Origin of the sequence: Dietzia sp. DQ11-38-2, assembly GCF_014145055.1 — a bacterium.
Taxonomy (GTDB): Bacteria; Actinomycetota; Actinomycetes; order Mycobacteriales; family Mycobacteriaceae; genus Dietzia.
Genome location: NZ_JAALDW010000042.1, coordinates 1 through 7,845, shown reverse-complemented (window position 1 = coordinate 7,845; position 7,845 = coordinate 1). Strand labels below are relative to the sequence as shown.

8 protein-coding genes and 1 pseudogene are annotated in these 7,845 nt (G+C 70.5%); 4 read left to right on the top strand and 5 right to left on the bottom strand.

Translation table 11 applies throughout. The features are described 5' to 3' along the window. A pseudogene (locus G6026_RS01850) lies at positions 1 to 311 on the top strand (4Fe-4S ferredoxin); the annotation flags it as partial. Between the two features lie 31 nt (positions 312 to 342). Here G6026_RS01850 and G6026_RS01845 read toward each other — a convergent pair. The 4 genes from G6026_RS01845 to eat all read right to left on the bottom strand — a co-directional run bounded on the left by G6026_RS01845 (position 343) and on the right by eat (position 5,531). Then, a complete protein-coding gene (locus G6026_RS01845) occupies positions 343 to 1,740 on the bottom strand; it encodes a lipase family protein (RefSeq protein ID WP_309230294.1) in 1,398 nt (465 codons plus the stop codon). A gap of 141 nt (positions 1,741 to 1,881) precedes the next feature. Beyond that, on the bottom strand, positions 1,882 to 2,676 hold the full coding sequence (gene eutC / locus G6026_RS01840) for an ethanolamine ammonia-lyase subunit EutC (protein ID WP_182612079.1): 795 nt from the start codon (positions 2,674 to 2,676) through the stop codon (positions 1,882 to 1,884). After that, complete coding sequence (locus tag G6026_RS01835; protein ID WP_182612078.1) at positions 2,673 to 4,085, bottom strand: ethanolamine ammonia-lyase subunit EutB; 1,413 nt, start codon at positions 4,083 to 4,085, stop codon at positions 2,673 to 2,675. The genes eutC and G6026_RS01835 overlap by 4 nt, the downstream gene beginning before the upstream one ends. Positions 4,086 to 4,091: 6 nt before the next feature. Continuing rightward, complete coding sequence (gene eat / locus G6026_RS01830) at positions 4,092 to 5,531, bottom strand: ethanolamine permease (protein ID WP_107757727.1); 1,440 nt, start codon at positions 5,529 to 5,531, stop codon at positions 4,092 to 4,094. A gap of 74 nt (positions 5,532 to 5,605) precedes the next feature. On the opposite strand from eat, the gene G6026_RS01825 reads away from it, so the two are divergent. Further along, a complete protein-coding gene (locus G6026_RS01825) occupies positions 5,606 to 5,866 on the top strand; it encodes a hypothetical protein (RefSeq protein ID WP_182612077.1) in 261 nt (86 codons plus the stop codon). Here the strand turns inward: G6026_RS01825 and G6026_RS01820 are convergent. After that, positions 5,863 to 6,522 (bottom strand): TetR/AcrR family transcriptional regulator, encoded by a 660-nt coding sequence (locus G6026_RS01820; protein WP_182612076.1) that lies wholly within the window; start codon positions 6,520 to 6,522, stop codon positions 5,863 to 5,865. The genes G6026_RS01825 and G6026_RS01820 overlap by 4 nt on opposite strands. Positions 6,523 to 6,603: 81 nt before the next feature. On the opposite strand from G6026_RS01820, the gene G6026_RS01815 reads away from it, so the two are divergent. Both G6026_RS01815 and G6026_RS17050 read left to right on the top strand, forming a co-directional pair. Next, positions 6,604 to 7,212 (top strand): GNAT family N-acetyltransferase, encoded by a 609-nt coding sequence (locus G6026_RS01815; protein ID WP_107757729.1) that lies wholly within the window; start codon positions 6,604 to 6,606, stop codon positions 7,210 to 7,212. Positions 7,213 to 7,405: 193 nt separating this feature from the next. Continuing rightward, the gene (locus G6026_RS17050) at positions 7,406 to 7,591 is read left to right on the top strand and encodes a hypothetical protein (RefSeq protein WP_231750403.1); all 186 of its coding nucleotides are present in this window, start codon (positions 7,406 to 7,408) and stop codon (positions 7,589 to 7,591) included. The last annotated feature ends 254 nt before the right edge of the window (positions 7,592 to 7,845 follow it).

Here is a 7,845-nt window from a genome sequence, read left to right as displayed (position 1 = left end):
CGGAGGAGGTGCTGGACGCGGGGCTGGTCCTGCGGTCGGTGGGGTACCGCGGGGTGCCCGTGCCCGGCGTGCCGTTCGACCCGGCCACCGGGACGATCCCCCACCGGGGCGGCCGCGTCCTCGACCGCCCCGGTGGGTCCGAGGTTCCCGGCTCCTATGTGGTCGGCTGGATCAAGCGTGGACCGCGCGGCTTCATCGGGTCCAACAAGACCTGTGCGCGGGAAACGGTCGACGCGCTGCTCGCCGACGCGAACGCGGGCCGTCTCCCGCGGCCGGTCACCCCGTCGGGCCCGGTGAGGACGTCCGCCTAGGAGCACGCGGGCCCGCCCACCGGTCCCGGGCCTAGTACGTCCCGCAGTTGCTCGGTGCGGGCTGCCCGGCGATCCGATCGGCGAGGTACTGCACGGTGCTGTTGACCTGCGTGATCATCGGGCCGACGTGATTGAGGATCATCCCCGGCAGCAGCGGCGGCGTCTCGTCCACGTCCATCTGGACGGTGGCGCCCCGTTCGCACCAGTCGCGGCCGAGCTGGAGCGATTGCGGACCGGGCACGACATCGTCGTTGGTCACCGCCAGCACCCGGACCGGTGTCGTGGGCCGGACCAGACCGATGCGCTGTAGCTCCGTGTAGTGCAGGGCGATCGGGTCCTCGCGGACGATCTCGATGGCCGGGCGACCGGTCTTGGTGAACTCCGAGGTGTTGCGGAGCCCGTACTGCAGGACGGTGTCCACGAGGCACTGGTCGGCGACCGTGCGCAGCATCTGTTTGCCTGCGGTGTTGAGGTGCACGTCGAGACGCTGCTGCACCTCGGGATAGGCGTCGGCGAGACTGTTGAGCGCGTACCCGATCGCACCGGCGATCGCGGTGCCGTCGATCTGGTCGAGGGTGGCCACCAGATCCGCCGGCGGCGACCCCGCCGCGGTGCCGAGCAGGTTGACCTCCGGCGCATACTGCGGATGCATCTCGGCGGCGGCGGCGACCGCCGCCCCGCCCTGGGAGTAACCGGTGAACACCGTACGGGGGTTCGGCCCGGTGTCTGCCGCGGGGATCGTGGCGGCGGCGCGCGCCGCGTCGAGCACCGCGCGACCGGAGGACTCGCGATGCACGTAGGAATGGATCCCGGGGGTGCCGAGGCCCTCGTAGTCGGGTACGACGACGGCGTAGCCCCGCGCCACCAGGGCGTAGGCCTGGATGTACTCGTACCCGATCCCGGCGCTGGGCGGGTTGTCCTTCACGGTGGCGAGCGTCTGGAAGGACTTGGACGGCGCACAGTTGTCGCCCTGCCCCATGGTGCCCGGCGCCAGCACCGCCAGGGGCCGGCTGCCCCCGCCGTTCCATCGCGCGGCCGGCTTCAGATAGGTACCGGTCACGGCGATGGGCTGACCCTTCGACCCGACGGAGCGGTACATGATGCGGTAGCCGTCGGCCGGCCAGTCCCTGGTATCGCCCGCACCGATGATCCCTCGCACGGAGGGCAGCGACACGGCCAGTCGGAAGTACTCGGACCTGATCAGGTCACCGTTGTTCGGCGGGAGTACGGCGGGCGGCTCGTAGAAGGCGGCGGCGGGGTCGTTGCTCGACCCCGTCCCGCTCGAGCCGGTCCCGCTCGAGCCGATCCCGCTCGAGCCGATGTCGCTCGAACCCTGCGCGGACGTCGCCGGGGCGGCGAGCGTTCCGACGGCGACGAGGAAGGCGGTGGCGAGCGCTGCTGCGCGTAGTGCTGTTCGACGTGGTGACACGGGACCCCCGTAAGGTGTGATGCGGATCACTTACGGGTCGGGAGTCTAGAATCCTGAGAGCGGGCTGTGGTGGCCCTCCTCCTTAGATAGGCAAAGAATAGGTATGAGCTGAGAAAACGGGGCGCGTGTCCGGTGTGGACCTCACTCCGGTGTCCGAGTGTCTGATGCCTCACCCTCGACCGTCAGCGTGTCCCCGGCCTCCACTCCGGCCGCCCGCGAGGTGTCCTTCAGCGCCACCCCGGACGCGCCGAGTTCCCGGGCCCCCGCGATGAGCCGCGCGACGATGTGCGCGGATCGGGCGTAGTCCAACCCGTCCGGCGGGTGGATGTTGGAGATGCAGTTGCGCCCGGAGTCGGGGGTTCCCGGCGAGGGGAGGTGGGTCAGGTAGATCCCCAGACTGTCGGCGACCGACAATCCCGGCCGCTCGCCGATGATCACGGCGATCGTGCGGGCGCCCATGGCGCGGGCGAGATGATCGCCCAGTGCCACCCGGGCCTCGGTCGCGATCACCGGCGGGGCGAGCGAGTACAGCTCGGCCAGCTCGGACACCATCGCGCCGAGGAGCCCGGCGCCGTGGTCCATCAGCGCACGTGGGGACAGGCCGTCGGCCAGGACGACGCCCACGTCGAACTCCCCCTCGGGGATCGAGGACACATCCCGCGGCACCCTGCCCAGATCCGGCCGTCGCAGGTATTCCCCACGCGAGGAGGCCCGCGAGGTGACCACGGCCGGCTCCCCGATACCGATCTCCCGCACCTGCGCGGCCAGCGCCTCGACATCCAGCGGCATGTGCACGGCGTCCCGCGCGGCGGCGTGGGCGGACCGGAACTCCAGAACCCGGCGGGTGGGGAGCGAGTCTCCGGTGCGGCCCAGCCCGATACGTGCCCGGGTGCTGCGGCGCAGTTCGTCCCAGAAGGAGGGCTCGATCCCGCTCATCTCGTCCCCGTCAGGGCGCGGAGCGGAGACCCGGTGGCGTCGATGTCCAGAATCCGTCCCCGCGCGTCGACCATGCCCAGACGGTCGAGCCATTCCGCGAACTCCGGGGCCGGGGTCAGCCCCAGCACCTGCCTGACATACAACACGTCGTGGAAGCTCAGGCTCTGGTATCCCAACATCACGTCATCGGCGCCGGGCACCGCGATGACGAAGGCGGCGCCCGCCGCACCGAGCAGTGTGAGCAGGCTGTCCATGTCGTCCTGGTCGGCCTCGGCGTGATTGGTGTAGCAGACGTCCACACCCATCGGCAGACCGAGGAGCTTGCCGCAGAAGTGGTCCTCGAGCCCTGCGCGGATGATCTGTTTGCCGTCGTAGAGATACTCGGGACCGATGAACCCCACGACCGTGTTGACCAGCAGCGGATCGAGGTCACGGCACACCGCGTAGGCCCTGGCCTCGAGGGTCTGCTGGTCCACGGGCCGGCCTCCCGTCCCCAGGTGTGCGCCCGCGCTCAACGCCGAGCCCTGCCCGGTCTCCAGGTACATCACGTTGTCGCCCACGGTCCCGCGATGCAGCGAGCGGCCCGCCTCATTGGCCTCGCGCAGCAGCGCGAGGTCCACCCCGAAGCCTGAATTGGCGCCCTCCGTGCCGGCGACGGACTGGAAGACCAGATCCACCGGCGCCCCCTGTTCGATGAGTTCCATCGTCGTGGTGACGTGTGACAGGACGCAGGACTGCGCGGGGATCTCGAAGCGCTGGCGTATCTCGTCGAGCAGATGCAGCAGGTCCGAGGTGGCGTGCGGGGAGTCCGTCGCCGGATTGACGCCGATCACCGCGTCGCCGGAGCCCAGGAGCAGACCGTCGAGGGTGGCCGCGGCGATGCCCCTCGGGTCGTCGGTCGGATGATTGGGCTGCAGGCGCGTCGCCAGGGTGCCCGGCAGGCCCACGGTGGTCCGGAACGCCGAGGTCACCCGGACCGCGCGGGCCACGGCGATCAGGTCCTGGTTGCGCATCAGCTTGCTCACCGCCGCCACCATCTCCGGGGTCAGCCCCGCCGCCACGGAGGCCAGCGTCGCGGCCGCCCCGGCAGAGGCCGAGACCTCGAGGAGCCAGTCGCGTAGGCCACCCACAGTGAGGTGGGCCACCGGTGCGAACGCGGCGCGATCATGCGAGTCGACGATGAGACGGGTGACCTCATCGGTCTCGTACGGCACGAGCAGGTCCTCGAGGAAGGTCTCGAGCGGGACCTCGGCGAGCGCCCACTGCGCGGCGGCGCGTTCGGCGTCGGACGACGCCGCGCACCCGGCCAACTCGTCACCCGATCTCCGCGCGGACGCCTTGGCCATCAGGTCCACGAGGCCGTCGAACCGAAAGGTCGTTCCCGAGACCTGCTGGGTGTACCTATTCATCGGGGCTCATTCGAGTTCTGCTTCCGCTCGGGCCAGTGCGGCGAACTCCTCGTCCGGGGAGTTGGCGACGAGGTGGTGGCGACTGTGGATACCGAAGTACAGCATGAACGCACCGAACACCACCAGGCAGCAGAGCGCGGCCGTGCTGTTGACGAGGAACGTGGCCACCACGGCCAACGCGGCCACGACAAGGGCGAACCCTGTGGTCACGACGCCGCCAGGGGTCCGGTAGGGGCGCTCCATGTCCGGCTCCCTTCGGCGCAGCACGATGTGACTGACCATCATCAGGACGTAGCTGAGCGCAGCACCGAACACCGCCATGTTGAGGAGCATGTCGCCCTGGCCGGTGAGGGAGAGCAGGAACCCGAGTACTCCCGGGACGACGAGGGCCAGGGTCGGCGCCCTGCGCGAATTGGTGACGGACAGCGCCCTGGGCAGGTAGCCGGCCCGGGAGAGGGCGAACAACTGACGGGAGTAGGCGTAGATGATGGAGAAGAAGCTGGCGACGAGACCGGCGAGCCCGATGTAGTTGACCAGCTTCGCGGCCGACCCGTCGCCGAGCGCCTCGACAAGTGGGTTTCCGGAGGACTGGATGGCATCCGCGCCGCCGGCACCGGTGGCCAGGACCAGGACGGTGGTCGCGGTGACGAGCAGGACCCCCATCCCCGCGATGATGCCGCGGGGAACGTTGCGGGCCGGATCCTTGGCCTCCTCGGCGGCCAGCGGCACACCCTCGATGGCGAGGAAGAACCAGATCGCGAACGGCACGGCGGCCCAGATGCCGAGGAATCCGAACGGCAGGAAGTCCGAGGCACCGGCGGCGTCGGTGGGAGCGATGTTGGTGAGGTTCGACGCCTCGAACTGGCCCGCGGCCGCCACGGCGAAGACGACGAGGCCGACCAGAGCGATGGCGGTGATGACGAACATGACCTTGAGGGCCTCACCGACTCCGGCGAGGTGGATGCCGATGAACACCGCGTACACCGCGAGGTAGACCCACCACCCGTCGGTGATGCCGAACAACTCAAGGGATTCGACGTACGCGCCGATGAACGTCGCTATGGCGGCGGGCGCGATGGCGTACTCGATGAGGATGGCGGTCCCGGTGGCGAACCCTCCCCACGGCCCCAGGGCGCGCCGCGCGAAGGTGTAGCCACCGCCCGCGGCCGGGAGCGCCGAGGACATCTCGGCCATGCCGAGCACCATGGCCAGGTACATGCCGGCGATGATCACCGCGGCGATGAGCAGGCCACCGAAGCCGCCCTGTTCCAGGCCGAAGTTCCACCCCGAGTAGTCGCCCGAGATCACGTAGCTGACGCCGAGACCCGCGAGCAGCACCCACCCGGCGGTGCCCTTTTTCAACTGGCGCCTGGCCAGGTAGTCACCGCTCTCGAGGTGAGATCGCGTTCCGTCATGGTGGCTACTGTGGGTGTCTGCGATGGACATGCGCGGCCTCTCTCGAAGCGGTATCGACGGATGTCGCGCGGCGGGCGCGAACCGGCTCACCGTAGGTCCGCGGTGTGAGCACCGCGTCGACGCGATGTGACGACCCGGTTACGGCGGTCGGCACCGCCGACACGATGGTCTCCCCGGAGAACTCCATCCGGTACATCGACGCCGTGACGCAGCGCAGCGGTATCGGGGCCCTCGTCCTGGCGGACGGCGAGGACCACGTGTCGCTCGTGAGCGCGGATTCCGCGCACTATCAGCAGATTCTCGACATCATCTCCGAGACGTCGGACAAGACCGTCGACGAACTCGCGCAGCACCACTCGCGCTAGTCGCCTCGAGCCCCGCCGGCCAGCCGCTCGATCCCGTCGTGCATCAGATCGACGGCGGTGCCGAAGACGACACCGGGGTCGATCCCGCGATAGTCCGCCAGGAGCGCCGTGGTGAGCGGGTAGTCCTCGGCGGGAAGCGCCTCGATCTCCACCGCGGTGGCGGAGTCCACGGGAGCCATCATCCCCAGCGCCTCGGCCGTGGCCAGCCCGAGCACCGTCGCGAACCAACCCACCGTCACGGTCACCACCTGCGGCCGGGGGATCCCGGCACCCGCCATCGCCGCGTGCACGACCTCGGTGGTGGCGTAGTCGGCCGACCCGGTGTGGGTGAACCGCTGGAGCAACGGGAACGTCCGGGGATACGACCTGGCCAGCGCGCGGTACTGCTCGGCCAGGTGGAGCAGTGTCGACCGCCAGTGCTCCCCGGGCGCGGCGGGCCGCACCCGGGCGTCCAGCCATGACGCCATGGCCCTGGTCAGCCCCTCCTTGGACCCGAAGTGATAGGCCACCGACATCGCGTCGCACCCCGCCGCTCGGGCCACACCGCGCAGACTGAAGGACTCCTGCCCGCCCTCCTCGAGCAGACCGACGGCCGCATCGACGATCCGCTCGGGGGACAGTCCCCTCGGCCCACGTCCGGAGTGTCGCTCGACCATCGGATCCCCCCACTTTCGGGCCACCGGGCCCACGCCGCCATTTCTACATCGTAGAATACTGATGACCAGAAGGAGGGCACCATGGTGGAGATCAGGACGGCGAGGCCTGCCGACGCACCGGCGACCGGGGAGATGCTCGGGGAGGCGTTCCGTGACGACCCCGCGTGGGCGCAGTTCTACCCTGACGCGACCTCACGGTCCGCACGCCTGACCGCGCACTACCGCCGTCACGTCAGTCGACACCCTGACCGGGTCGATGTGGCCGTTGACGGCGCAGAGGTACTGGGCGCGTTGCTCTGGGAGCCGCCCCACCGCGATGCGGGCCGGTTCTCCGGGTGGGTCGGCCGCATCGCGGCGGCCCTGCGCTACATGGTCTCACCCACCGCCCGCCGCGGACGGGCCCATACCCGCGCGGTCGAGGCCCACAGGCCGTCGGAACCGCACTGGTACTTCCATGACATCGCCGCCGGTCCCCGGGCCCGCGGGAAGGGGATCGGATCGGCGCTCCTGCGCCACCGCCTGGACCTCATCGACCGGGGCGGGCCGTATCCGGTGTTCCTCGAGGCCACCACCTCGGGCAGTCGCCGTCTGTACGAACGGTTCGGCTTCCGCCCCGTGGGCACCGTCCCCACCGGGCCCGGGCAGGAGTCCACGACGATGATCCGCCCGGCGGGCGGCGGCGAAGCGTGACCCCAGCCTGGCCGGTCCGGACGATCTCGCGACGGCCGCGGAGATCCTCGTCCGGGCGTTCGAGCACTACCCCTGGACCCGCCACGTCATCCCCGAGGAGGGGTACGGCGAGCGCCTGCTCGCCCTGCAGGAGCTCTGTCCCGCGCACGCCCACCGACACGGGTTCGTCGCTGTCACCGGGGACCTCGACGGCGTGATCGCGCTCCTGCCACCGGACGCCCCGGACCCCGACGTGACAGCGGTCGAACAGATCGTGGCCCTGCGCGGCGACCGGATCGGGCGCCTGGAGACCTCGGACCTGCGGAACGTCACACTGTACGAACGGCACGGCTTCTCGGTCACCGGGCGCCGCGACCACCCGGACGGGCCCCCCGTCTGAGCCACCGAGCTCCACCCCCGCGCGCACTGACCGTCCACCCCACCGACGCCGGGAGCGCCGGAGGGGTGGGAGTAGCTTCTACACCGTGACCAGGTACCGCGACCCGATCGCGCAGTGGCGCGCGGCTGTCGTGGTGCTGGCATCCGCGCTCACCGCCACCGTCGCGCACACGGCCGGGGGAGGCGGTGTGCCCGGTCCCGGCGGATGGTCCGTCGTGGCCCTGTGCCTCCTCCCCGTCGCCGCGCTCGCCCGGA

What these genes read in the sequence shown, in the direction of transcription:
- G6026_RS01820 (WP_182612076.1), bottom strand. Translation starts at nt 6,522, where the DNA reads ATGGTCGAGCGACACTCCGGACGTGGGCCGAGGGGACTGTCCCCCGAG.
- eutC (WP_182612079.1), bottom strand. Translation starts at nt 2,676, where the DNA reads ATGAGCGGGATCGAGCCCTCCTTCTGGGACGAACTGCGCCGCAGCACC.
- G6026_RS01835 (WP_182612078.1), bottom strand. Translation starts at nt 4,085, where the DNA reads ATGAATAGGTACACCCAGCAGGTCTCGGGAACGACCTTTCGGTTCGAC.
- G6026_RS01815 (WP_107757729.1), top strand. Translation starts at nt 6,604, where the DNA reads ATGGTGGAGATCAGGACGGCGAGGCCTGCCGACGCACCGGCGACCGGG.
- eat (WP_107757727.1), bottom strand. Translation starts at nt 5,531, where the DNA reads ATGTCCATCGCAGACACCCACAGTAGCCACCATGACGGAACGCGATCT.